Source organism: Bacillus sp. FSL R9-9834, from assembly GCF_038006905.1.
GTDB classification, from domain to species: domain Bacteria; phylum Bacillota; class Bacilli; order Bacillales; family Bacillaceae_G; genus Bacillus_A; species Bacillus_A pacificus.
Window position 1 is genome coordinate 1,477,820 of record NZ_JBBOWD010000001.1, and the last position, 23,758, is coordinate 1,501,577.

The following is a 23,758-nucleotide window of genomic DNA, read 5'->3' on the forward strand; positions in this document are numbered from 1 at the left end:
CAGGCTTATGATATAGTGATAGGAGAAAAGGTGTTGGAAAGCAATGCCTTTTCTTCTATGTATATGTGACAAGAAGGGGGGAGCTGAAATGAAGAAACATTTTTCAAAGACACAATTAATGGGGATGCTCCTCATCATATTTGGATTCGGTCTTTTTCTTGATATGATACTTGGACATTTTGAACCAGGTGGTCTCATTTTTGCATTTATTATGCTTATGTTTGGAAGGCATTATCGTAAAAAGAATCGTTATGTACGGGGAAATGTATTTTTATTTGTCGGTGGTATCGTATTTTTATTCTTCTTATTTTCATCAGCAGCATTTGTTCTTGTCGTATTTGCTTGTTTAGCTTTAATTGGTTATCAATTGATTCAACAAGGGCATCAGCAAAAAGCAATGAAGGTTGAAATTAAAGAAGAAGGGATTATAGACGAAGAGAAGCAAATATATCGTACAGAACCATATTTAAAAAATATGTTTGTAGGCAATGTACGAATGATGGATCATATTTATGAACTTGAGGATATTAATGTTCAATATGGTGCTTGTGATGTGGAAATAGATTTAACAACTGCTATGATTCCAGAAGGAGAAACGGTAATTGTTATTCGAGGTGTCGTTGGTAATATTCGTTTATATGTGCCATATGATATTGAACTGTCTTTAAATCATTCTGTTATTGTCGGACGTGTGCTCTTGCCAGGTCATGAGGAGACAGGGTTTAACCGCAATGTTACATTTAGAACAGAGCAGTATAAAGAGGCTCCTCGTCGTATTAAAATTATTTCTTCGCTTGTCGTAGGCGATACGGAAGTGAGGAAAGTATAATGAAGAAACAAAAAAATATTTCGTGGATGTATATTCGTTATTCTATGTTGTCCTCAGTTAGTATCGCACTCATTTGTACAATTGTATATGTATGGAAAAGCGAGCAACAAGTATATGATTTATTATGGAAGGAATCCATCGCTTCTGTTCCAATTGGCTTGTTTATTATGACTACAAGTTTACTTATCGGGGGGATTGTAGGATATGCAATCGGTTACTATATAGAGCAGCGTATACAAGGATTAAATACGTTTCTATTTGAAGTAGAGCGAGGGAATTTTCCGAGTGATGTTTCGTTTACTGCAGATGATGAATTTCATGAAGTGGAACGAAAAGTAATCGGTCTGGCTCGTCGATTAGAGGAGCAAGCTGGACTCTTTCAAAAGGTAACGAATGAACGAGCTCATTGGAATGAAGAGATGAGACAAGAAGCGATTTCCCAAGAAAGGCATCGATTGGCGAGGGAGCTGCATGATTCTGTAAGTCAGCAGCTTTTTGCAATGTCGATGATGATGTCGGCTATTAATGAACAAGTAGCTGAATTTCCAGAAACGACGAAAAAGCAGTTACAGCTCGTTGAAAATATGGTTGTAAATGCACAGTCAGAAATGAGAGCATTGCTTCTTCATTTACGCCCAGTACAGTTAGAAGGTAAGAAACTAACAGAAGGTATAGAAGAATTATTAACAGAACTATCTAGAAAGCAACATATGAAAATTGAATGGTTAATTGAACCGATTCAATTAAAAAAAGGTGTAGAAGATCACTTATTCCGCATTGTACAAGAGGCGCTATCTAACACTTTACGTCATGCGAAGGCAAAGAAAACGGAAGTGCGTCTTCGAAAAATTGATCAATATGCAATATTGAAAATTATTGATGATGGTGTAGGTTTTAAAGTAGGAGTGAATAAGGCTGGTTCTTACGGATTAAGGTCAATACAAGAGCGTGTTCATGAAATTGGTGGGACATTAAAGGTACTTAGTTTTCCAAATAAAGGTACACAAATAGAAGTAAAAGTACCGATTATGATTGAGAGAGGGGGAGAATCATGATTAAAGTATTACTAGTGGATGATCATGAGATGGTTCGAATGGGTGTATCAGCATATTTATCAACGCAGCCAGATATTGAAGTAGTTGGAGAAGCTGAAAATGGAAGAAAAGGTTCAGAGTTAGCTTTGCAATTAAGGCCGGATATTATTTTGATGGATCTTGTCATGGATGAGATGGATGGTGTTGAAGCAACACGTGCTATTATTCAAGAATGGCCAGAAGCAAAAATTGTAGTTGTAACGAGCTTTTTAGATGATGAGAAATTGTATCCTGTTATTGAGGCCGGAGCGACAAGTTATTTATTAAAAACATCAAGAGCGAGTGATATAGCAGACGCTGTACGAGCTACTTATGATGGAGAAACGGTATTAGAGCCGAAAGTTACTGGTAAAATGATGTCTCGTATGCGTCAGAAGAAAGAACAACCTTTGCATGAGGAGTTAACAGAAAGAGAGTCTGAAATTTTGTTATTAATTGCAGAGGGGAAAAGTAATCAAGAGATTGCAGACGAGTTGTTTATTGCCCTCAAAACAGTAAAGACACATGTGAGCAATATATTAAATAAGCTAAATGTAAGTGACCGGACACAGGCGGTTATTTATGCGTTTCGACATCAATTGACGAAATGATAAAGTGAAATTTTAACCAGTGGGGTGGTCCCCACTGGTTATTAGTTTGTACAAAATCTTTTTATTGACGCTAATAAATGTAAGCGTTATCATTAAGTTGTTAACAGTACATACAAAGGGGAGAATGTATATGCTAGTTCAAACTATATTCGGTATGGATAAGTCTAAAAAACTAGGGGATTATGTGAACGCATTACAAGCGCTTTGTGAACAATATAATGTTGAAACAGATAAAATTGCAATTGTTGGGGCGACAGAAGAGTACTATTTATTTTTAATAAAGCAAGAAGAGTGCTACGATGTTGTCAAAGTAGAAACAGTGGATACAAATATCGATTATTATACGAAAGCGTATAAAATAAGCAGTTTTAATCATACTGCTTATCAAATGTAAAAAAACTCCCTTTCGGGAGTTTTTTAGGATGCTTTTATTTCACGAGATTCGGTGAGTAAGGGAACTTTTTTCGCGCCGCTTAGCTTAGCGATTGTAAGGCCGATAAGAGCTCCGATTAATGCAGGTACTAGCCAACCTATTCCTTCATTATATAAAGGGATAAATTCAAAATATGATGTGATAAATGAAACTGAAATACCACCTTGTTTTAATCCATCAAATACGCTTACGATTGCTGCGCCAATTAAAGCACCTACATAAACAGAGCGATATCCACCGAAATATTTATGCAGTAACGATAGTAGAACAAGTACAATCGCAACTGGATATACAACAAGTAAAATTGGAACAGAGATGGAAATGATTTTTGTTAATCCTAAGTTGGCAACTAATAATCCCAATACACAAATGATACTTGCGAATGTTTTGTATGAAAATTTAGTCAATAATGTTGAGAAATATTGACTACATGCAGATACAAGTCCAACACATGTTGTTAAGCAAGCGAGTGTAACGATAAGAGATAATAAAAGCAGACCATATGGACCGAATAATTGTTGTACGATTACAGTAAGTAATTGTCCACCATTCTTTGCATATCCGAGCGAGACGCTAGTTGCACCGAGCCAGCCAAGCGCACCATATACAAGTACGAGGCCAATAGCAGCAATAAGTCCAGCTTTGGCTGTTGCGATGGCAATGGATTTACGATCCTTCACACCTTTAGAGCGAATGGTATTTACAACGATAATTCCAAATGCAAGTGCTGAAATGGTATCCATCGTTAAGTAACCTTCCATAAAGCCTTTGAAAATCGGAGAAGTTTGATACTCTTGCATTGCAGGTCCTGATTGTCCAAGTGGTGTAAATACACTTTTAACAAACAATAAGAAAATAGAGAGTAATAAAATAGGTGTTAATATATTTCCGATACGATCTACAAGTTTAGATGGATTCAAACTCAGCCAATATACGATAGCAAAGAAGATGATTGTATATGCAAAAAGTGCTAGGCTGCTAGAGCGAATCGTTTCTGGTAAGAAAGAACTAACGCCCATTTCATAAGCGACATTTGCAACGCGTGGAATACCCATAGAAGGACCAATGGCGATGTATACAACTACCGTAAAGAATATTCCGAATAATGGGTGAACATGACTTGCAAGTTGCTGCATACCATTTCCTGATAAAGAAATTGCGATAACTGTTAGTAGTGGTAAACCCACTCCTGTTAGTAAAAATCCAATCATTGCCGGCCAAAAGTTTTCGCCTGCATTTTGTCCAAGCATGGGAGGGAAAATTAAATTACCTGCCCCAAAAAATAAAGAAAATAGCATAAGACCCGTGAAAAAAATATGTTTTTTTGATACAGTGTTCATTGTTTTTCCTCCTTTTTTAAAATTCATTTGTAAGAACACAAAAAACTCGTCCCTAAAGAAAGGGACGAGTTATATTTACCCGCGATACCACCCTAATTTATACATGTAGAAATAATTCTATATGTATACGGCTCTGCAACGTACAACATGATACGTGTTCCTTGTAACGGGGGACAGCCGGTAAGAACTTACTATAACATTCGGTTCTACTTCTCGGAGATGATTTTCGGCTACGCACTGAACGTTGGCTTTCAGCAAATCGCCAACTCTCTGGGGGACAGTCCTATAACGTACTCGTTCTCGTCAATGAATTTTTATTCAAGTATTCTGAAAGTATTGTTACATTTTTTTTTTAGAAAGTCAATATATTTTTTAATAAAATATATATATGCGGAAATGTTATTTGTTTTGGAATGAATAGTTGATGTAAATTGAATTGTAAAACAGAAGTAAAAATTTGCGGAGAATTGTAAAATTTATAGAGAAAGTTGATATTTATAGGAGTAAAGAAGGGATTGTTTGAATTTAGAGAGAATAATACAACAATCCACTTGCTGGAAAGAACAAACCAAAAGAGGTGACTGAAATGCTTGTGATGGGAGTATTATTTGGCATTATTGCTATAATTGGTTTTATGTGGTTATATTATTCGCGTTCGTTTAAACAAGCAGAAGTTTTACTCTTTCAAAAAGGTAGTTTGTTGACAAATCAGTCTAGATATTTAGTATGTCCGAAGTGTGGAAGTGCACAGGCCAGAAGTGGAGGATATCAAGAGTGTTGCAAAATTAGATTATGAAAGAAGGAAGCCTCACATTATTTTGTGAGGCTTCCTTCCTTACAACTTCATGGCGCTCCAAATGGTCCAACGATCTCTTTCGATAATAGGAGAGACGTTTTGTAAGGCGGTCTTTACTTGTTGTAGAAGTTGAGAAAGTTCATAATCTGTTAGTTCATATAGAATGGATCGGCCTGTTCGAGGTGATAAATCTTGCAATAATGCCTGTACAGAACCATGTATTTTTCGTATCTCCCATTGTGTTTGAGTCGGGAAAACGTGAAGAAAATATTTTTGTAATTCTTGCTGTATCGTGGTGGTTTTTGGACGTCTTTTTGATTCTATTTCAATGAGTTTTGGGAAGATAGAGAAAAAATATCCACGGATGTGTTCGGGACTTCCAGGGATCGTACAATCTTCAATAGTTCGGTCTTGTACAATAAGTACACCGTTTTTCTTTAATATACGAGAAGCTTCACGTAGAAATGTAGAAACGTCTTGTAAATGATGAATAACTGCGCGCGAAATAACAATGTCGAATGTATCATTAGGATATGGGACGCTATGTGCATCACCTTGAATGAAAGAAATGTTTGAAAATCCGCTACAATTTTCTTTTGCAGCCTGTAATATTTCTTTTGAAAAATCAAGCCCAACAACACTTTCTGCTCCCATAAGAGCAAGTTCTTTCGTATAAATCCCGCCACCACAGCCGATATCAATTATTCGTTTCTTTTGTACGTCTGTAATATTTTTTATCATTTCTCTCCAAGAAATATGGGCGTTTCGCTGTGCGTATGTGTATTTATTATTTGCATCGTGAAAATTAATGGACATGAAAAAGACCTCCTTTCAATGCTTAGTATAGCGTATATTATAGTGTGTCACGTTTTTGTTTTTTGTATGAAGATTATAAGAGTTTCTTATTGTAAAAGGAGGATTAAGTTGAAAATGAAATATGTATTGCTGCTATTTGTTATGTTACTAGCATCTTGTAGTCAAGTTGAGCAAAAAAAAGAAACAAAAAAAGTGGAAGAGACGGTGAATGAAGTGAAAGAAACAATAGAGGTAACCGTTATACAAAAAAAACATAAAGAGAAAAAGTTACAGGAATCAGAAGCTAAGGTAGTAATAGACATTATAGATAAAGCTGAGAAACAAGAAATAACAGGTAGCTTTGGTGAACCTGAATATGAAATACAAATTAGTAGAGATGGGAAGAAAGAAACGTATTATGCATGGCTAAGAGGAGAAGACAGACGAGGATGGGTACAACATAAGAAAGCTATGTATATGCTGAATAAAAAAGATACAGAAAAGCTTTTGGCTATATTTCCAAATGTATCAGAACAAAAAGAAGATGAAACACAGGCAGGTCCTTTAACGGAAGTAACAAAAAAAGATTTGCAGATTACCGCGTTCCATATTAAAGCGGGCGATCAAAAAGTGAATTATACAGTACGGTATACGATTTCACAATCACTATACAACAAGTTAGAGAAGGAACAAGAATACTATTTGCAGGTCATTTTTCCAGAAAAAGTTCAAAAATTAATTGGAGCAAAAGAGAGTGGAAAAATCTTAGGAGAAAAGGTAAAGGAAGGATATAAACAGTATGAATTGCATGCTACTGTTCCGGTACAAGGTGCTTCAGAATCACAATTAAAGTCATTAGAAACATATTATGAAAATTATGATTTGAAAATATTAAATAGTAAACAAGAAAAAATAGGTGTTTTTCAAAATATTATTCAAATTGTTAAAGATTATGGTGAAAAAATGAATTTACAAAGATAAGGTGAAACGTTATTCGAGATAAACTCCTCAATTCTATATGAACTTTCCTAGGAAATGATAATAGAGAGGGGAACCCCCCCTCTCTATTACTTTGCTTTTGCAGATGGCTCATTCATTGATTTTCGTGTAATAAGAAAAGAAATCATAAGAGCGGAAAGGATGATAAGAGCAATAAATACGTGATTGGGCAACAAATCTAATAGTAACACGTAACTAACGGTATAAAAAATAAGAGTTGAGGCTAAAAAAGATAGAGCTCCTATTATGAGAGATTGTAAATTCAATTGTGCGCACCTCCTTTTATTTATATTTTTGGCTAAAAATGGATTATATAAACATTATTTCTAACAATAGAAAAAAATATGTCATAATAGAAAAAAGAACAAGCTTTGATGAATGTATATCATTCATTAATGAAAGATAAAGGAGAGGAATATGAAAAATAATAAAAAAGGATTATGGGGAATTATTGTTGCAATAGGGTTATTTTTACTTTCTAAGTTAAAGTGGGTATTTGCAATTTTTAAATTAGCAAAGTTTTCAACGGTATTTAGTATGTTTCTATCACTTGGTGCGTACGCAGTTATATATGGTTGGCAATTTGGGGTAGCGCTCATTTATTTGTTATTTATTCATGAAATGGGTCATTTATGGGCTGCGAAAAGAAAAGGTATACCAACATCGCCAGCAATATTTATTCCATTTATGGGCGCTCTTATTGGGATGAAAGAGATGCCTAAAAATGCAAAAGATGAAGCATATATTGCCTATATGGGACCTCTTTTCGGATTACTTTCATTTTTACCGGCTATTCCACTTTATATGATAACGAAAGAGCCGTTTTGGGCGCTCATTATTTTACTCGGAAGTATGATTAATTTCTTTAATTTAATTCCGGTTTCTCCGTTAGACGGGGGACGGATTATTTCAGTTGTAAGTACGAAAATTTGGGGAGCGGGGCTTGTTTTACTACTTGGGTATTCAATTTATTTTAAAAGTATTTTGGGCGGATTTATTTTTATTATCGGCTGTATGGAATTGTATAGAGTAATAAAGAGAGATGAGCCAATTAAGGAATTAGGATATAAAATTGATGGAATGAAAGAATATGTTGCAAGGCTTGAAGAAGAGTTAAAAGAAACTGGTGCAGTGCATCGGAATATATATATGATGCAACATGAAATAAATGTATTAAGGCAAAAAGAAAGAGAGAAAGAATTAAAAACAGGAGAACTTCAAAAGATTGAAGTGTTAGAATATCTTTTACCAAAGTTTGAGCCACTTGATTACGTCCCATATGAAGATGAAAAAGAAACACATACAATTCATATACGAGAAGCATTTGAAATGTCAGAAAGAAAATTACAGGAATGGGATGCAGACAAGAGACAACAGGAAAACTATTACAAAGTGGATACGAAAACGAAATGGACAGCATTTGCTTGTTATATCGGATTAATGGCTATACTCGGTTACGCAGCTTATGAAGGGTATATGGTTTTACAAGAACATTTGCCAACGAGGAATGTATAGAAAAATATTGTTGAAATGATAAGCTAGCTAGCATTCTAGTTAGCTTATTTTCTTTTGTAAGTGCAATGTTCATATATTTTTCACAAAAACACCGTGTTAATAGTGATTAAAATCACAATCTGTATTATACAATTCGGTTAAACTAAAAACAGTTAAGGAAATAGAGGAGTGGGATACAATGTTAAGTGAAAAAACAATTGAAATCGTAAAGTCAACAGTACCATTATTACAGGAAAAAGGCGTTGAAATTACAACGAGATTTTATGAAATTTTATTTTCGGAACATCCGGAGCTATTGAATATCTTCAATCATACAAATCAGAAAAAGGGAAGACAACAACAAGCGTTAGCGAATGCTGTTTATGCAGCTGCAACGTACATTGATAATTTAGAAGTTATTATTCCAGTTGTAAAACAAATTGGTCATAAGCATAGAAGTTTAGGTATTAAAGCAGAGCATTACCCGATTGTAGGTACATGTTTACTACGCGCAATTAAAGAGGTCGCAGGTGCACCTGATGAAGTTTTAAACGCATGGGGAGAAGCTTATGGTGTCATTGCTGATGCATTCATTAGTATTGAAGCAGAGATGTATGAAGAAGCGGCACATAAAGAAGGTGGATGGAAAGATTTCCGTAACTTTGTAGTTGTAAAAAAAGTGAAGGAAAGCGATGTTATTACGTCATTTTATTTGAAACCTGAAGATGGAGGGAAAGTTTCTTCATTCATCCCAGGACAATATGTAACGGTTCAAATCAATATTGAAGGTGAAACATATACACATAATCGTCAATATAGCTTATCAGATGCTCCTGGAAAAGAATATTATCGTATTAGTGTCAAGAAAGAAAAAGGTGTAGATACACCGGACGGTAAAGTATCTAATTACTTACATGATCATGTAAAAGAAGGCGATATGTTACCAGTAAGTGCACCAGCGGGAGATTTCGTATTAAATATGGATTCAACATTACCAGTTGTCCTAATTAGTGGTGGAGTAGGTATTACACCAATGATGAGTATGCTAAATACGTTAATTGAACAAGATTCAAAACGTAATGTATGTTTTGTTCATGCAGCACTAAATAGTAATACACATGCAATGAAAGAACACGTTGAGGCAGTAGATAATGAATACGAACAAGTGAAAGCATACACTTGCTATTCGGCGCCGACTGAAAAAGATCTGGAAATGAAAAACTTTGATAAAGAAGGTTTGATTGAAGCTGAATGGCTGCAAACGATTATTCCGACAACGGAAGCAGAATTTTATTTCTGTGGTCCAGTAGCATTTATGAAGCATATAAATGCTACATTAACTGATTTAGGTGTGAAACAAGAGCATATTCATTATGAATTTTTCGGTCCAGCAGCAAGCTTACAATAGATGGAGTTTGAAGAAGCAAAAAAACGAGGTATTATTTCACCTCGTTTTTTATTTGTTCTCGCAATAATCGATTTACCGTTTCGCGGCGTATACCGATGAGCTGACCAATTTCAGTTTGTGTTAATATTTCATATATAGGAATGTCACCTAAATATAGTGTGAACCATTCTTGTAAGCGATGAAGACGTTCTTTTGGAGAGACGGTCGTCAATTGGTCGATACGTTGCTGCATCATTCTTAATTTTGACTGTAATTGCATAGCGATATTTGCATATGATGCAGGATCCGCTTGAAGTTGATTGTACCACTCATTGCTAATTATAGGTTCAACTTCCGTTTTCATTAAAGCGATTGCTGTACCGTGATATTCCTTCGGTGAAATTAAGGAATGGTGAGGTATCGTTTCTCCTGGAACGATAATGTTAAATAGAAATGGTGTTCCATCTTCTTCTATCCTTACTACTTTTAATAAACCTGTTTTTATAAAATATAAAGGACCGTCCTCACCTTGACGGAATAGTACATCTCCTTTGTGTAGAATCAATGTTAGCCCCCCGTTTATTAAACATTTCTATTTTTTAGTGTATATGTATAAAGACAATATGCTATTTAAACAGCAATTTCATTGACGAAATATATGCTATTACAGTAGTATACTATTTAGTGTGTAATAGTACTAGCAATGAATACGCTGTAGGGGGTTTAGTATATTGTTAGATGCGATAAAAATGACGGATATGAGAATTCCGGCAAATGCCATCATTCATGTAGAAGAGATGAAAGGTGGAGTCGTGTTATCCGTTGAAGTGGATGGCCAAATTATTTATACGATGGCTTATGATGAAGAAACAGATAGTTATGCTGAATTGTATGATCGAAATGATAAGAGGGCGTGCCAAGTACATGAAGACTTTATGGGATGGTCACTTCTTCACTAAAAAGATGTCAATATTGGTATTATCCCCTTTAGGTAGACAGTAAAAAAAGAGTCCATCTGGTATGATGGACTCAATACTGTTTTATCTGGAGGGGATTTTTTTATGGCAAGAAAGGGACAATCATTTCAAAAATATACAGAAGAACTAAAGCGAGAAGCAGTTCGTCTTCGAATAGAAGAAGGAAAATCATTACGGGAAATTCGTGAACACCTTGGTATAAAGAGCGATGCACAAATTATAGAATGGGTAAAACGCTCTCAACAAGGGCAGTCATTTGATGATCAACGTGGTGCTTGGAATCGTAAGAATTTTAATAGTCTTGAAGAAGAAAATGCATATTTGAAGGCGCAGGTTGAATATTTAAAAAAGCGCAATCCAAATCTACACGGGAAGGAATGGTCTTAAAGAAAGAACGATTTTCTCTTATCGATTCACTACGCCAAACATACCCACTCAAATGGTTATTTCAAATTGCAGAAGTGTCTAAGGCTGGATACTATAAATGGCGAAAATATCATAACGTGCATCGTTTACATCAAAAAAGGGATATGTGGCATAAAGAACATATTTTATCTATTCATCGTCAGCACCCTTACTATGGATATAAACGTATGACCCGTGCTTTAGCTCGAGAAGGAATGGTAATGAATCATAAACGTGTTCGTCGTCTCATGAGGGAGTTAGGCATTCAATCTATTATCCGGAAAAAACGTCCATTTTACGGAAGAAAAACATCGGTGATATTTAAAAATCATTTGAATCGAGAATTTCAAGCGGACAAACAAAATCAAAAGTATGTGACGGATATTACTTATGTACGAATTGGAGATCAGTTCGCGTATTTGTCAGCTGTGTTAGATCTATATAACAATGAAATCGTTGCTTGGAAGTTGTCTCGAAGAAATGATTTAGATTTGGTTTTAACTACATTACAACAACTAGAGGGGAAATCTTTATCTACTAAGCCACTTTTACATTCAGATCAAGGGTTTCAATATACATCAAAGTCTTACGCAAAGCAGTTAGAAAGATTAGGATTTATCGGTAGTCATTCTAGACGTGGAAACTGTTTTGATAATGCATGTATTGAATCATTCTTCTCACATTTAAAAACAGAGAAGTTGTATTTAGTGCGTCCAAAAACGTATGAAATGGCTTATCAAACAATTCAAGAATACATTCAATTCTATAATACAGAAAGGTTCCAAGAAAAACTTCACGGCCTTTCCCCGATAGAATATCGGGAAAAGGCCGTGGCATAATACTCTTTTTATGACTGTCTACTTGACAGGGAGATGACCATATGACATCTTTTTTTATTAAAACGATAGAATATACAAAGAAATGAAATATAAGGATAAAATTTGTAATAAATGATTTTGCATTGTTAGCACTTTGTAACTGCAAGTAAATTATTTTTTCGCTATCATAAAGGTAACAGTCGCAGTTATAGGAGTGGTCAACGTGAAGAAAGTACATATTTCCAATTACATGTTATTATGTGTTTGTTTAATTTTATTTGTTCTCTTAGGAGGATTTTTATATTCATGTGTATAAGAAAAAACGCATTCTAAAAAGAACACGTTATAAAAAAGAAGTAATGATTAATCTAGTCCCAAGAATAATTAATGTGATACGTAATAAATTAATTACGGCGTTACCGCTTAATTTTGTATTAATATATGCCCCGATTTTTCCACCAATCCATGCACCAGGAATAAGAATTAATGCGTAAATCCAGCTGACATTTCCAAGGGAGATGTGAGTTGCAGAACTTACAATTGCTGATAGAAATACGATAAACATCGAAGTTGCTACAGCAATATGTGCTGGGAATGCAAAAAGTAGCATCATTGCTGGAACAAGTAAAGCACCGCCCCCAATTCCAAATAACCCAGATATAAAACCAACTATAAAGGCGATAAAGATAGCGAGAAGCGGTGGGAATTGATAGTGTACAGTGTTTCCTTCGTTATCTGTAAAAGAGCGCTTGATTACAGTCATATTTGATAAAGAAAGGGGTTTTAATTTGTCTCGTAACATAAGAAGAATGGAGACAAAAATAAGAAAAATCCCAAAATATAAAGAAAATGTATCTTGGTTTAAAAATTTATTCGCCCACGAGCCGATGATACCACCAGGGCCACTCCCGATAAATAAAATAAGTCCACTTTTGTAATCTACTCGTTTATGCTTCATATAAGTAAGGGTGGAAGATAGTCCTGTAAAAACGACTGTTACCATTGAGGTTCCTACTGCAAGTTGTGGTGATAGGCTGTGTAATCCGATTAATAACGGAACAATAATAATTCCGCCGCCAAGTCCGACTAGACTCCCGACTGTCCCGGCGATTAGCCCGATGAAAAGTAACATGATGTATTCCAAAATTGCCAACTCCTCTATATAACTTATCCACCAATTATTATACACGCTTTTTCATGGGAAAAAGCTTTGTTCACAAAAAAGTCGTCTTCCTAGAAAAATAAGGAAGACGACTTTTAATTAAAAGATTAAGTGTAATAAAGAGTAAAATAAAGCAGCTAAAGAAGCTGAAATAGGAAGTGTAATAACCCAAGTAATTAACATGCGTTTTGCAGTTCCCCATTTTACACCTTTCACACGATGAGAAGCACCAACCCCTAAAATAGAAGAAGAGATAACGTGCGTCGTACTAACTGGTAAGTGAATGAATGTTGCCCCGAAAATAACAAGAGATGATGATAAATCAGCAGCTACACCATTTACAGGACGAATTTTCATAATTTGTCCACCGACAGTTTTAATGATTTTCCATCCGCCGACAGAAGTACCAAGACCCATTGCAATGGCACAAGATAATTGTACCCAGAACGGGATATCGCTAGAAGTATGATAACTATTCGCCATAAGAGCCATTGTAATGATTCCCATTGCTTTTTGCGCATCATTCGTACCATGTGTATAAGCTTGTAATGCAGCAGTGAAAATCTGGAATATACGGAAGTTTTTGTTCGTCTTCGTTAAATTAAAGTTTTTAAAGACGACTTTAAAAATACTGTATACGATATAACCAATAACAAATGCGATAATTGGTGAAATGATTAAAGCTTCAATAATTTTTATGAATCCTTTAAAGTTTAATGAACTAAAACCAGCAGCAGCGATAGCTGCACCTGCGATGGAGCCAATGATTGCATGCGAAGAACTACTTGGAATACCGTAGTACCAAGTAATCAAATTCCATGCTATTGCCGCAAGTAAAGCAGCTAAAATTACAAGAGAACCATTTTGTAAAGCGAACGGATCAACAATATCTTTCGTAATCGTTTTTGCTACACCTGTAAATGTCATCGCACCTAAAAAGTTCATAATAGCTGCCATAATAATTGCATGTCTAGGCTTTAGAGCTTTCGTTGAAACAGCCGTTGCAATAGCGTTTGCTGTATCGTGAAATCCATTAATAAAGTCAAAAGCTAAAGCGCAAATGACTACTAAAACGGTCAGTATCAAGAGTGTATCCATGATCAAACTCCTTACGCGTTCTTCATAATAATTGTTTCTAATACGTTTGCAACGCTTTGGCAGCTATCCGCTACTTCTTCAAGCTCTTCGTAAATCTCTTTGTATTGAATGATCTTAATTGGATCTTTTTCACGAGAGAATAAGTGCTTAATCGCGTGACGGCGAATATCATCACATTGTGATTCATAATCTTTAATCTTAATCGCATTTGTACGAATGTCGACTAATTTTTTGTTAGACATTAATTCAACAGAGTTTGCAATTTCAATCGCACATTGATTAATTGCTTCTACGAATTTAATCATGTATTCATCAGCTTCTGTAATAGAATACATTTCGAATAGACCAGCACTATGATCTAATCCGTCTAATACATCATCCATACTCATTGCAAGCTGTAGGATGTCCTCACGTTCAATAGGAGTAATAAACGCTTTGTTTAGCTCCATAATGATTTCGTGAATAAATGAGTCACCTTTTGACTCATACTCTTTCATGCGCATAGAAAACTCTTTTAAATCGCTAGCATTTTTAATTTTATACTCCACGAAAAACTGCGCGCCTTCTTTTAAATTTTCGGAAACATTCATTAACATTTCAGAAAATTTATCTTTTTTTGATTTAAAGACCATTATTAGTTACCCCCACAAAAGTAATATATGTAAAATATATTGGCTAGTCAATTCTAACAAAAAACTGTCGTTTTTTAAAACATTTTATCGAAAAGTTTACAAAAACTTAACATAACTCTTATTGTTGTATTAATAATATTAATAATCAATATTGAATATCTTACTTGTAGAATGTCCTTTTCTTGCAAAAAGTATGAATGTGAAAGAAAAGCTTTACACTACAGGAAAGACTACGTTATTATAATAAATTTAAAAGGAGGTATATTCTTCCTTTTGAAAAGAAGAGTGTAAACAAACGAAGGAAGTGAACGAATGAAATTGAAGAACACTCACTTAAAAAAAATGCAGGAGTGGTTCAACAAGAGGAAGAAGCTTCGTAATTCATTAATTGTATTAGGAAGTTTGCTCGCTACTCTATTTATTGCTATAAATATAATAATTTCTATTCAAGACATATCTGAATTAAAGCAGGCTGTTCCGCAGCCGACCTTAATTTATGATGCAAATAATGAAGTTGCGACTAAATTAGCTTCTTCTAAAACAGAAGGCGTAAAAAAGAAAGATATTCCTGATATTATGGTTCAGGCCATTGTTGCAGTAGAAGATAAGGAATTTTTTAACCATCACGGGATTTACTATAGTGGAATTATAAGTGCAGTTTTTAAAAATATTACAGCAGGAGAAGTTGTAGCAGGGGGAAGTACAATTACACAACAACTTGCGAAAAATGTATTTCTGACACAGGATCGCACATACTCTCGAAAAATTAAGGAATATTTTTTAACAAAAAAAATAGAGCGTACGTATACGAAAGATGAAATTATTGAAATGTATATGAACCAAATTTATTTTGGTGAAGGTGCTTGGGGTATAAAAAGGGCAGCTAAATCTTATTTTGATAAAGATGTAAAAGATTTAACAATTTCAGAAGCAGCAACGATTGCGGGCTTGATTAAAGCACCATCTGCGTATTCACCTTATAAAAACTTTAACAAGTCAATTGAAAGACGTAATGTCGTATTAAGTTTAATGAAAGAGCAAGGGTATATTTCGGACGAACAGTATAATAAAGAAAAAGAGAGTGGACTTGTGTTAAAACGTGGCGTTGATGATAAATACAAGGGAAAATACTCTCAATATGTAGACTATATTGTTAGAGAGGCGATGGACAAGTACGAATTAACACAAAATGAAATTTTAGCAGGTGGTTATCGTATTTATACAGAGCTTGACCCGAAAAAACAACAGGCCGTAGAAGACGTTGTGAATAATGATAGTTATTTCAAAGATAGTGGCTCAGACCAACTCATGCAAACGGGTGTAGTTCTTATGAATCCCAAAACAGGTGGTGTACCAGCTTTAGTTGGAGGCAGAGGGCCGTATCAGTTTTTACAGTTTAACCATGCAACCCAATTAAAAAGACAACCTGGCTCAACGTTAAAGCCTTTGGCTGTATATGTACCAGCGTTAGAACAAGGATATGAAGTATACGATATATTAAAAGATGAACCATTTAACATTAAAGAATATAAACCACAAAATAGCGATCATACTTTTCACGGTGATGTGACAATGTATGAAGCCGTAGCAAAGTCGTATAATGTTTCAGCTGTGTGGCTATTAGAACAAATTGGATTAGATAAAGGATTGAAATCTTTAGAGCGATTTGGTATTCCATTAGTGCCAGAAGATCGTACGTATCCAATTGCTTTAGGCGGTATGCATGTGGGAACATCTCCATTTGTAATGGCTCAAGCATACAGTACATTTGCAAATGACGGAGTCCAAGTGGAAGCTCATGCAATTAGGGAGATACAAAATGCTGAAGGTGAAACGCTTGGAAAGTGGTATAAGAAAGAGACACGAGTGACGAGCGAGAAAGTTTCTCAAAAAATGACATATTTATTAAAAGGTGTTGTCGAAAAGGGAACGGGCGAAAAGGCGAAAGTTAATAATGTTGATACGGCAGGTAAGACAGGAACTACTCAAATTGTAAATGGCCCGAGCACCGGTGCAAAGGATTCATGGTTTGTTGGATACACACCAGATTTGGTAGGTGCGATTTGGGTAGGATATGATAAAACCGATAGCGATCATTATGTTCCGGGTGGTAGTCAAATTACGACGACAATGTTCCGGGATATTATGAAAAAAGCGAACGCAAATCCAGCTCAAAAAGCATTTCAGTTATCGCTCATATCTGAGGCTGATTATAAAAAACAATTGACTACAATAGAAGAGGAAAAACGAAGAAAAGAAGAAGAGAAGAGAAGGAAAGAAGAGGAACAACAACGAAAACAAGAGCAACAAGAGTGGCTTGATAAAGTGAAAGAATGGATTCCTTCATTTTGGTAAAAGAAAGAGGCGAATAACGAAATTCGCCTCTTTTTTTGTATAAAAACAACATAAAATTTTAATCGATAGAGAGTTTTGTCTATCTTCATTAGCTATTAATCCATATCTATTGAGATACATGATATTACTCGTTAAGTATAATATTCGTACTGCCAAAGGATTTGGAATCGTATGTGACGATTATTTGGCCTTTACTAATAGGTTCGTAAGGTAATTCTTCTTCGTAATTACCGCTATTTTCATTGTGGATAGAAAGTGTAATTTCATCGACTTTTTTATTTGTATACTGATCTTTAATCGTTTCAGCAATTTGGAGTAACGCCTCGGAACTAGAAGCTTTCGTAATAAGCATCCCTTTTATAACTTTTTTTTCATTCTTTGTGGCATTGGAATAAGGGATGTTACTTTGTTTCGTATATAGAAGTTTGTATGGAGCAGTTTTTCTCTCTGCTTTTGATATAGTGGAATATTTTAGAGTTAAAAAAAATCCTACACATAAAATAATGCATACCATAAGTGCAAGCCAAATGCGTATTAGTGACATAACTCTCATTTTCATCCCTCTTTCATATCTTTGACTTCACTATTTATCATACAAAATGAGGATTAAGATAGAGTAAATTTGAAGTAAAGAAACGTAAAGAAGGAGCACCTATCCTCCCAAATAAGTGCTCCTTTCTATATAAAGAGAGATTTAATGCACGGTTAAACAATACATACTATTATAAATATACTTATTGAGTGAAAATTAGTAAATTCGGAATACAGATAGTGTTGCAGTTGTATCGCCTGTGTTTGGAATAGAAATAGTGTTTGCTGTAGGTTGTACAGCAATCGTTGTACCAGCTTGTAAAGTAACGATTGTAGAGAAAGAAACAGCACTACCGATAACGTTAGTTGAGAAATTACGAGTAGGTGGTTGGCCATTGAACGAAATACCAAACCCAAACGGTGAAGATCCTGGGAAAGTTGTAGACGCTGAGAAACTAATATCATATACGCCTGTTTCTAAAATTGTTAAAGTATCTGAAGTATCGTTGAAAGCGATATTAGTTAATTCAAACACTTGGTTGAATTGGATGTTTGTTCCAGGGGATATAGTTTGTGGATTTGAGTTTCCGATTGCCGCGATCGTTACAGGAATTGGCGTACCCGCTGGTCCTGTTGCACCAGTAGCACCTTGAGCACCAGTAGCACCTGTTGCGCCCGCTGGTCCTTGAGCACCAGTAGCACCTTGAGCGCCTGCCGGTCCTTGAGGTCCAGTAGCACCTTGAGCGCCTGCTGGTCCTTGAGCACCAGTAGCACCTTGAGCGCCTGCCGGTCCTTGAGGTCCAGTAGCACCTTGAGCGCCTGCTGGTCCTTGAGCACCAGTAGCACCTGTTGCGCCCGCTGGTCCTTGAGCACCAGTAGCACCTTGAGCGCCTGCTGGTCCTTGAGCACCAGTAGCACCTTGAGCGCCTGCTGGTCCTTGAGGTCCAGTAGCACCTGTTGCGCCTGCTGGTCCTTGAGCACCAGTAGCACCTTGAGCGCCTGCCGGTCCTTGAGCACCAGTAGCACCTTGAGCGCCTGCCGGTCCTTGAGGTCCAGTAGTACCTTGAGCGCCTGCTGGTCCTTGAGGTCCAGTAGCACCTGTTGCGCCCGCTGGTCCTTGAGCACCAGTAGCACCTTGAGCGCCTGCTGGTCCAGTAGCGCCAGTAGCACCAGTAGCACCTTGAGCGCCTGCCGGTCCTTGAGCACCAGTAGCACCTTGAGCGCCTGCTGGTCCAGTAGCGCCAGTAGCACCAGTAGCACCTTGAGCGCCTGCCGGTCCTTGAGCACCAGTAGCACCTGTTGCGCCCGCTGGTCCTTGAGCACCAGTAGCACCTTGAGCGCCTGCTGGTCCTTGAGCACCAGTAGCACCTTGAGCGCCTGCTGGTCCTTGAGGTCCAGTAGCACCTGTTGCGCCTGCTGGTCCTTGAGCACCAGTAGCACCTTGAGCGCCTGCCGGTCCTTGAGCACCAGTAGCACCTTGAGCGCCCGCTGGTCCTTGAGCACCAGTAGCACCTTGAGCGCCTGCCGGTCCTTGAGGTCCAGTAGCACCTTGAGCGCCCGCTGGTCCTTGAGCACCAGTAGCACCTTGAGCGCCTGCCGGTCCTTGAGGTCCAGTAGCACCTTGAGCGCCTGCCGGTCCTTGAGGTCCAGTAGCACCTTGAGCGCCTGCCGGTCCTTGAGCACCAGTAGCACCTTGAGCGCCCGCCGGCCCTTGAATACCTTGAGGTCCTTGAGGTCCAGTAGCGCCTTGAACACCTGCTGGTCCTTGAGCGCCTTGAGGCCCTTGAGGTCCAGTAGCGCCTTGAGCGCCTGCCGGTCCCTGAGGCCCAGTAGCACCTTGAGCACCCGCTGGTCCTTGAGGTCCAGTAGCACCAGTAGCACCAGTAGCGCCAGTTGCTCCTCCTCCAAGGCATCCTGACCCGTATTGAACTAGGATAGCTTGGATCTCTGTTATGAGTTTAACTAGTTTGTCGGTCGTACAACAATCTACTTTGAATAACTTAGCGATATACAATAAATAATTAAGCAGGCTTTGTAGTTCAACGTACAACGCTCCGCATGAGAAAGGTGTTGTTCTTAAAATAGTTAATAGATTAGCAATGATAGAATTTCCAATTTGTTTTTGTGCTGGAGATAAATCTAAGCAATTGAGAAATTTTTGTAAGTTATTTAGGGCAGCGATTAAGTTATCGATATTATTTTGAGAAGGGTTTTGAAAGACAGCTTGAATAGCTTGGCCAAGAGCTTGAAGAAGTCTAACGAATTCTGTAAGTTCGGACTTAGAGATGTTAATATGACTACAAGCTCTGACTTCGCAACAGTCATTACCATAAAATACTTTTCCTTTATTTTTATTGTTCATCTTTTCATTCCTTTCTTTCATAGAATCAATAGTCATTACTATATATTAAAATGAAATTTATACTAAATCCGTGATGGACAAACTACCATTTCTAAAAAAATAAGAAATTGGCCCGCTTGGCAAACAAATAAGTAAGATATAGAGAAGGTTTCATATAATGTAAAGAAGAAAAGTTCAACATAAAAAACTGCATGTCGATTGTTAAGGGATTTAACAATTGACATGCAGTTCGTGGATTGGATTTTATTTGTCTTGATTTAATCTTTCAAGGGCTGTTTTAGGTAAGATTGGAATTGAAATAGTAAAAGTAGTACCATCTTCATTACTAGTCATTTTTAATGTACCGTTATGATTTTGAATAATTTTTTTCGTTACTGCCAAGCCGAGTCCTGTACCGGAATCTTTTGTTGAGAAGAATGGATCAAATATATATTCTTGAATCGCTGATGGAATACCAGTTCCATTATCAGTAAAAGTAATACGAACAAAATTATCTAGGCGGTAACTAGTAATTTGGATAGAAAGTTTTTTTTCTCCTTGAGCATCGACAGCGTTCTGGAATAAGTTTAAAAAAACTTGCACAAGTTCATGACGATCAATATGAACTAAAATATCATCTAATTCGGTAGAAAAATTATAATCAATTGAAATGTTATGTAAAAAGACTTCGCTAGCTAGTAACTGTTGAATATAATCACGTAAAAATGTATTAATTGGAAAGGGTTCTCTTGTAAATTCACGTGTTTTTGAAATAGATAAAAATTTTGTAATGATACTATTTGCGCGATCTAATTCAGGAATAAGTAAGTTTTTAAATAGTTCTTTATTAGATGGAGAAACAGTTTCTTGTAAAAATTGTAAATAACCTCGTACGGTTGTAAGAGGGTTACGTACTTCATGTGCAATACCAGCTGCAATTCGCCCTGCTAACGAAAATTTTTCTGCATCACGTTCTGTGTTTAAATAATGAAAGACACTAATAACTCTAAAAATTTCTCCGTTATAATCACGAATAATCCGGTTATTTAAAATGCCATAGTTTTTGTCTAAAACTTCTTCATTATATATTTCTGTGCCTGTTCTTAATGTTTCAAGAGCTTTAATTTTTTCTTCAGGTAATTTTAGTAATTGTTGAATTGGTTTTCCGATTATATCATTTCGTACTACACCAAAATCATCTGCCGCAGCCTGATTACATAAAGTTATATTTCCTTTATTATCAACAAAGGTTACATGATGTGAAAAAGCATCAAAAATATGAACAAAGTATGTTTCAAGTTGTTTAAATAAAAATAATGAATCGCAAGTAAGCTGAAAATCAGCCTCTTTATTCTCTTTTTGTATGTTTTGAATAGAATGAGTTGATCTCGTTTTCTTTATTTGTAAACCAATCTGTGGATTTTTATATGTGAAATGATGTGGTAATTGATTCACAAGTTCTTCATAAAAACGTACTTTATTTTCTAATTCTTCTATTCGTTTTTCATGACACACAATATCATCTTTTGGAAGCATAAATAAATAACCCCTCAATTTAAAAATTCTTCCATCTAGTATATCATATTTTTATACGGATACTCTTAAAGAAGGGACTACTTAATGAAATTGATTGGTCGAAGTGTTCAGGAAGTGAGTAGAATAGATAGTAGGTGAAGTTAAAAAGGGAGGAATATATTTGCTTTTCATTGGAGTAACAGGGTGGGGAGATCATGATTCTTTATATATAGACCCCTATGAAAATAGAAATAAATTACGAACATATAGTGAGCATTTCCCTATAGTAGAAGTGGATAGTTCATTTTATGCGATGCAACCTGCACGAAACTATACGAAATGGGCAATGGAAACACCGAAAGATTTTTCTTTTATCGTCAAAGCATATCAAGGAATGACAGGACATATGAAAGGTGAAATTCCTTTTTCTACGTTCGATGAGATGTTTGATGTATATAAACAATCTATTTTTCCTTTAATTGAAGCTGGTAAATTAAAAACGATTTTATTTCAATATCCACCATGGTTTGATTGTAAAAAGAAAAATGTAGATTTTCTCCGATATACGAAAGAAAAAATGGAAGGTTTTCCGTGTGCAATAGAATTTCGAAATCAAACATGGTTTTATCCAGAAATGAGAGATAAGACGTTAAAGTTTCTAGAGCAAGAGAAATGGATTCATACAATTTGTGATGAGCCACAGGCAGGGATGGGTTCGGTACCACTCGTATTAGAAGTAACGAATGCAGAGATGGTGTTAATACGTTTTCATGGCCGAAATGTTCATGGCTGGCTTGATAAAGGGGAAAATTGGAGAGCGGTTCGTTGCTTATATCGCTACAATAATAAAGAATTAGAAGAATGGGTAGAAAGATTAGAACAATTAAAAAAGAAGACAAAGGACATATACGTACTATTTAACAATAATTCAGGTGGAGATGCGGCTGATAATGCGAAACAGCTTATGAAAATGATGAACATTACATATGGTGAGCCAAAGCCTGAGCAATTAAATTTGTTTGAGTGATAATAAACAAGAAAGGCACTGTACAAACAGGGGGAATGTACAGTGCCTTTCTATATGAAAAAGAGGGGTAACAATGTTACTGAGCGTTTGGTTGATTCATCAATTGTTGGCTTCGTAATAAATGATAATGGTTATCATTATCATTGTCAATGGTTTTCCTGAAAATAAATAAAAAAATTTTTATGAGGTAGTAATGATAGGGAGATCCCTAATAGAAGTTTGGCTAAAGTAAGGAATTGTTTCGAGATAGATTTCCGGCAAACCCCTGATAAAGTATAAAAAAAGAACAGCAATTAATGCTGTTCTTTGCTAGTGATGAATTGTTGTAAATCAAAAGGAGTTATCGCTTGGATAAATTCTTTTGAGATAAGTGTTTGAACAAGAGTACTCTCAGAAATAGAAGCACCTGTTTTCTTTTCATAAGCTTGTTTTAATAAATCAAGTTTTTCAGCCGTTTCTTTCGGTAATTCAATTGTTAAAGTGTTCATAATTTCTCCCCCTTACTATTAGAGTACCACTACAATATAGGAGAGACAAGAAAAGAGAATGTGAAACATAAAAAAGGTTACCATTTATAAATGGTAACCTTTTTTATGTATAAGAGTTATTAAGCAATACCGATATACTTTAAAGTTTTTGATGGAGTACTATGATCAAAGAAGTGTTGTAAAAATGCGATATCAACACCTGATTTGTATGCACAATATCCCCAAGTTTTTCGAAGTGTATGTGAGCTAATCCCTTCTAATCCAACTTCTTTTGCAGCTTTGTTTAAAATGTACCACGCATGTTGTCTCGTAATAGATTTTGTTCCTTTTTGAGACTTTAACAATGGTTCATTACGTTTCCAAGTTTTACGTTCTTTCATATAGTCTTCGATCGCGTGCTGTAAGTCTTCATTTACAGCGAACCATTTATGTTTCTTTACTTTTTCATTGTAAAATAAAATGGAATGGCGAACATTTTCATTTTCATCGATTACATCACTAACTTTTAATTGTAAGATTTCGCTTACTTTTAAGCCAGAATTTACAGCTAATACGAATAATAAGCCATCACGTTTCGAAGATTGTAAAAGTATATTTTTGATAGTTTCTAATTGTTTTTCGTTTTGAATAGGTTGTCCTGCTTGTTTCATTT

General features: G+C 35.9%; 24 protein-coding genes and 1 other annotated feature. Of the genes, 12 read left to right on the forward strand and 12 right to left on the reverse strand.

The window, feature by feature from the left end; genetic code table 11:
* The first annotated feature begins 88 nt into the window (after positions 1 to 88).
* Genes liaF through MKY00_RS07785 form a run of 4 tightly spaced genes read left to right on the forward strand, consistent with a single transcriptional unit; the run spans position 89 to position 2,907 of the window.
* On the forward strand, positions 89 to 829 hold the full coding sequence (liaF, locus tag MKY00_RS07770; RefSeq protein WP_000716091.1) for a cell wall-active antibiotics response protein LiaF: 741 nt from the start codon (positions 89 to 91) through the stop codon (positions 827 to 829).
* On the forward strand, positions 829 to 1,884 hold the full coding sequence (locus MKY00_RS07775; protein ID WP_000744320.1) for a sensor histidine kinase: 1,056 nt from the start codon (positions 829 to 831) through the stop codon (positions 1,882 to 1,884). The genes liaF and MKY00_RS07775 overlap by 1 nt, the downstream gene beginning before the upstream one ends.
* The gene (locus MKY00_RS07780) at positions 1,881 to 2,513 is read left to right on the forward strand and encodes a response regulator (RefSeq protein ID WP_000598709.1); all 633 of its coding nucleotides are present in this window, start codon (positions 1,881 to 1,883) and stop codon (positions 2,511 to 2,513) included. Before MKY00_RS07775 ends, MKY00_RS07780 begins: the two co-directional genes overlap by 4 nt.
* A gap of 55 nt (positions 2,514 to 2,568) precedes the next feature.
* On the forward strand, positions 2,569 to 2,907 hold the full coding sequence (locus MKY00_RS07785; RefSeq protein WP_392387554.1) for a DUF3922 domain-containing protein: 339 nt from the start codon (positions 2,569 to 2,571) through the stop codon (positions 2,905 to 2,907).
* Between the two features lie 23 nt (positions 2,908 to 2,930).
* Here MKY00_RS07785 and brnQ3 read toward each other — a convergent pair whose 3' ends face one another.
* Positions 2,931 to 4,286: a branched-chain amino acid transport system II carrier protein BrnQ3 gene (gene brnQ3 / locus MKY00_RS07790; protein ID WP_016716994.1), complete on the reverse strand. Its 1,356-nt coding sequence runs from the start codon at positions 4,284 to 4,286 to the stop codon at positions 2,931 to 2,933.
* Positions 4,287 to 4,343: 57 nt separating this feature from the next.
* Positions 4,344 to 4,602 (reverse strand) — a binding site (T-box leader).
* Positions 4,603 to 4,872: 270 nt separating this feature from the next.
* On the opposite strand from brnQ3, the gene MKY00_RS07795 reads away from it, so the two are divergent.
* Positions 4,873 to 5,082: a hypothetical protein gene (locus MKY00_RS07795; RefSeq protein WP_016716995.1), complete on the forward strand. Its 210-nt coding sequence runs from the start codon at positions 4,873 to 4,875 to the stop codon at positions 5,080 to 5,082.
* A 39-nt stretch (positions 5,083 to 5,121) separates the two neighbouring features.
* Here the strand turns inward: MKY00_RS07795 and MKY00_RS07800 are convergent, their stop codons facing one another.
* A complete protein-coding gene (locus MKY00_RS07800) occupies positions 5,122 to 5,898 on the reverse strand; it encodes a class I SAM-dependent methyltransferase (RefSeq protein WP_016716996.1) in 777 nt (258 codons plus the stop codon).
* Between the two features lie 108 nt (positions 5,899 to 6,006).
* Between MKY00_RS07800 and MKY00_RS07805 the strand changes: the two genes are divergently transcribed.
* Positions 6,007 to 6,858 (forward strand): hypothetical protein, encoded by an 852-nt coding sequence (locus tag MKY00_RS07805; protein WP_000782993.1) that lies wholly within the window; start codon positions 6,007 to 6,009, stop codon positions 6,856 to 6,858.
* Between the two features lie 86 nt (positions 6,859 to 6,944).
* Here the strand turns inward: MKY00_RS07805 and MKY00_RS07810 are convergent, their stop codons facing one another.
* Positions 6,945 to 7,142, reverse strand: a complete 198-nt coding sequence (locus MKY00_RS07810; protein ID WP_001053353.1) for a hypothetical protein — start codon at positions 7,140 to 7,142, stop codon at positions 6,945 to 6,947.
* A 151-nt stretch (positions 7,143 to 7,293) separates the two neighbouring features.
* Between MKY00_RS07810 and MKY00_RS07815 the strand changes: the two genes are divergently transcribed.
* On the forward strand, positions 7,294 to 8,391 hold the full coding sequence (locus MKY00_RS07815) for a site-2 protease family protein (protein ID WP_000794485.1): 1,098 nt from the start codon (positions 7,294 to 7,296) through the stop codon (positions 8,389 to 8,391).
* Between the two features lie 178 nt (positions 8,392 to 8,569).
* Positions 8,570 to 9,778, forward strand: a complete 1,209-nt coding sequence (gene hmpA, locus MKY00_RS07820; RefSeq protein ID WP_000947720.1) for an NO-inducible flavohemoprotein — start codon at positions 8,570 to 8,572, stop codon at positions 9,776 to 9,778.
* A 31-nt stretch (positions 9,779 to 9,809) separates the two neighbouring features.
* On the opposite strand, the gene MKY00_RS07825 is transcribed toward hmpA, so the two are convergent.
* The gene (locus MKY00_RS07825) at positions 9,810 to 10,322 is read right to left on the reverse strand and encodes a Crp/Fnr family transcriptional regulator (RefSeq protein WP_000600575.1); all 513 of its coding nucleotides are present in this window, start codon (positions 10,320 to 10,322) and stop codon (positions 9,810 to 9,812) included.
* Positions 10,323 to 10,488: 166 nt separating this feature from the next.
* On the opposite strand from MKY00_RS07825, the gene MKY00_RS07830 reads away from it, so the two are divergent.
* Positions 10,489 to 10,716, forward strand: a complete 228-nt coding sequence (locus MKY00_RS07830; protein WP_000882907.1) for a hypothetical protein — start codon at positions 10,489 to 10,491, stop codon at positions 10,714 to 10,716.
* A gap of 102 nt (positions 10,717 to 10,818) precedes the next feature.
* Positions 10,819 to 11,978 (forward strand): IS3 family transposase gene (locus MKY00_RS07835; RefSeq protein WP_341034746.1). Its coding sequence is split into 2 segments (ribosomal slippage): positions 10,819 to 11,077 and positions 11,077 to 11,978, totalling 1,161 coding nucleotides; the frame shifts between segments, so codons are not numbered across the junction.
* 322 nt (positions 11,979 to 12,300) lie between these two features.
* Here MKY00_RS07835 and MKY00_RS07840 read toward each other — a convergent pair.
* From MKY00_RS07840 to MKY00_RS07850, 3 genes are all read right to left on the reverse strand, one after another.
* Complete coding sequence (locus MKY00_RS07840; RefSeq protein ID WP_000455758.1) at positions 12,301 to 13,101, reverse strand: sulfite exporter TauE/SafE family protein; 801 nt, start codon at positions 13,099 to 13,101, stop codon at positions 12,301 to 12,303.
* 117 nt (positions 13,102 to 13,218) lie between these two features.
* Positions 13,219 to 14,217 carry an inorganic phosphate transporter gene (locus MKY00_RS07845; protein WP_000380271.1) on the reverse strand — a complete coding sequence of 333 codons (999 nt, stop codon included), beginning with the start codon at positions 14,215 to 14,217 and terminating at the stop codon, positions 13,219 to 13,221.
* An 11-nt stretch (positions 14,218 to 14,228) separates the two neighbouring features.
* On the reverse strand, positions 14,229 to 14,849 hold the full coding sequence (locus tag MKY00_RS07850) for a DUF47 domain-containing protein (protein WP_000231448.1): 621 nt from the start codon (positions 14,847 to 14,849) through the stop codon (positions 14,229 to 14,231).
* 312 nt (positions 14,850 to 15,161) lie between these two features.
* On the opposite strand from MKY00_RS07850, the gene MKY00_RS07855 reads away from it, so the two are divergent.
* The gene (locus tag MKY00_RS07855) at positions 15,162 to 17,204 is read left to right on the forward strand and encodes a transglycosylase domain-containing protein (RefSeq protein WP_000769283.1); all 2,043 of its coding nucleotides are present in this window, start codon (positions 15,162 to 15,164) and stop codon (positions 17,202 to 17,204) included.
* Between the two features lie 124 nt (positions 17,205 to 17,328).
* Here the strand turns inward: MKY00_RS07855 and MKY00_RS07860 are convergent, their stop codons facing one another.
* The 3 genes from MKY00_RS07860 to MKY00_RS07870 form a co-directional block, all read right to left on the reverse strand.
* Entirely contained in the window at positions 17,329 to 17,757 is a 429-nt protein-coding gene (locus MKY00_RS07860; RefSeq protein ID WP_016716998.1) for a hypothetical protein, read from the reverse strand.
* Between the two features lie 195 nt (positions 17,758 to 17,952).
* Complete coding sequence (locus MKY00_RS07865) at positions 17,953 to 20,097, reverse strand: Gly-Xaa-Xaa repeat protein (protein WP_341034748.1); 2,145 nt, start codon at positions 20,095 to 20,097, stop codon at positions 17,953 to 17,955.
* 243 nt (positions 20,098 to 20,340) lie between these two features.
* Positions 20,341 to 21,612: an ATP-binding protein gene (locus tag MKY00_RS07870; RefSeq protein ID WP_016716999.1), complete on the reverse strand. Its 1,272-nt coding sequence runs from the start codon at positions 21,610 to 21,612 to the stop codon at positions 20,341 to 20,343.
* 160 nt (positions 21,613 to 21,772) lie between these two features.
* On the opposite strand from MKY00_RS07870, the gene MKY00_RS07875 reads away from it, so the two are divergent.
* On the forward strand, positions 21,773 to 22,618 hold the full coding sequence (locus MKY00_RS07875) for a DUF72 domain-containing protein (RefSeq protein ID WP_016717000.1): 846 nt from the start codon (positions 21,773 to 21,775) through the stop codon (positions 22,616 to 22,618).
* Positions 22,619 to 22,911: 293 nt separating this feature from the next.
* Here the strand turns inward: MKY00_RS07875 and MKY00_RS07880 are convergent, their stop codons facing one another.
* Positions 22,912 to 23,106, reverse strand: coding sequence for a DUF3924 family protein (locus MKY00_RS07880; RefSeq protein ID WP_001094859.1), 195 nt, complete (start codon positions 23,104 to 23,106; stop codon positions 22,912 to 22,914).
* Between the two features lie 119 nt (positions 23,107 to 23,225).
* The gene (locus tag MKY00_RS07885) at positions 23,226 to 23,756 is read right to left on the reverse strand and encodes a tyrosine-type recombinase/integrase (protein WP_000806236.1); all 531 of its coding nucleotides are present in this window, start codon (positions 23,754 to 23,756) and stop codon (positions 23,226 to 23,228) included.
* Positions 23,757 to 23,758 lie beyond the last annotated feature (2 nt).